Origin of the sequence: Microcystis sp. M49636_WE2 (genome assembly GCF_030065375.1) — a bacterium.
GTDB lineage: Bacteria > Cyanobacteriota > Cyanobacteriia > Cyanobacteriales > Microcystaceae > Microcystis > Microcystis aeruginosa_C.
Window position 1 is genome coordinate 1 of record NZ_JASJFG010000130.1, and the last position, 1,588, is coordinate 1,588.

A 1,588-nucleotide genomic window follows, 5' to 3' on the forward strand; every position below is an offset into this window, starting at 1 on the left:
AATCTTTTTTATTGGTTCTGCTCCTCCATCGGGTCAAGTTTTGCTCAATAATCAACCGATTCAACGCAGTGCTAAAGGATATTTTGCCCCTAGTTTTCCCCTAGAAGTTGGCGAAAATAATTTCACTATTCGCTATCAAAACCAAACTATTAATCGTCAAATAATTCGTCTAGATACTCAAGCAATTATTCCCCAAGAATTAGCTTTTGCTGATAACTCTCTCAGTCCTTCTGTCAATAAGACGAGGTTAGTGGGGGAATGGATTTGTTTTAGTGCGATTGCCACTCCCCAAGCTCAGGTTTCTGTGCAGTTAGGAGATAAAATCTTACCTCTTTTACCCCAAACTCACACTACAAAACTGCCTAGTAATGCCGCAGTTTTAACTAATCTTAATCAAGCGAATTCCGAGGATAAAACTGGTTACTATCGAGGTTGTCAGCAGTTTAAGCAAGAGGCTAACTTAGGAAAACCTATTTTTACAGCACAATTAAATAATCGCTCTATTAGCCAACAAGGTCAAGGAGAAATTAACATTATTAGCGATCAAAATTTACCAGTGATTGAAATTATAGCGGTCCAAGGGGTAGCACGCACGGGGCCGGGTAGTGATTATTCCCGTTTAACTCCTTTACCCCAAGGCACGAAAGCGAGAGTCACTGGGAAAGAAGGGGATTGGTTACGGTTAGATTATGGTGGTTGGATTTTAGAGCGAGAAACCCGTTTAATAGTTAATGAAGTCCTAGATAATGCTAATATTCGTGGTCTCTCTTCTCGCAGTATCAATCAAGCAACGGAAATTATTTTCCCCCTCTCCCATCCTGTACCCATCGCCGTGGCACAAGAAGATGATAAATTTATTTTGACTCTTTATAATACCATTGCCCAAACCGATACAATTTTTCTAGTGGATAATCCTTTAGTAAGACGTTTAGATTGGCGACAAATCAACCCGACCACGATAGAATACACTTTTAATCTTAATCAAAAACAACAGTGGGGTTATAGTCTTCGTTACCAGGGGACAAATTTAATCTTAACCCTGCGTCATCCCCCGGAAAAAAGTGATAATTTACAGGGCAAAGTTATTTTATTAGATCCAGGACATGGAGGTAAAGAAACCGGCGCTGTCGGTCCGACGGGTTACACAGAAAAAGAGATTAATTTGCTTATGTCTAAATTAATTAAACAGGAATTAGAAAAATTGGGGGCAACAGTTTATTTAACCAGAGAAACGGACATTTATCTATCCCTACCGGCACGAGTAGAGATGATTAATAATCTGCAACCAACCCTAGCAATATCGGTTCACTATAATGCTTTGCCTGATGATGGAGATGCCTTAAATACTCAAGGAATCGGCATATTTTGGTATCATCCCCAGGCAGCGGATCTATCGGTTTTTCTCCACGATTATTTAACCAAAAATCTTAGTCGTCCTTCCTATGGGGTATTTTGGAATAATTTAGCTTTAACTCGTCCCTATAGTAGTCCTTCATTGTTATTAGAGTTAGGATTTATGAGTAATCCTCAAGAATTTGAATGGATTACCGATACTCAGGCACAAAAACAATTAGCGCAAGTTTTAGCC

The 1,588-nt window shown here is 39.3% G+C and carries 1 protein-coding gene; it reads left to right on the plus strand.

Annotated features, from left to right (window positions below; translation table 11 throughout):
• Position 1: 1 nt before the first annotated feature.
• Positions 2 to 1,588, plus strand: a 1,587-nt coding sequence (locus tag PX484_RS03085) for an N-acetylmuramoyl-L-alanine amidase family protein (protein WP_288102813.1), incomplete at its 3' end; no start/stop codon positions are given.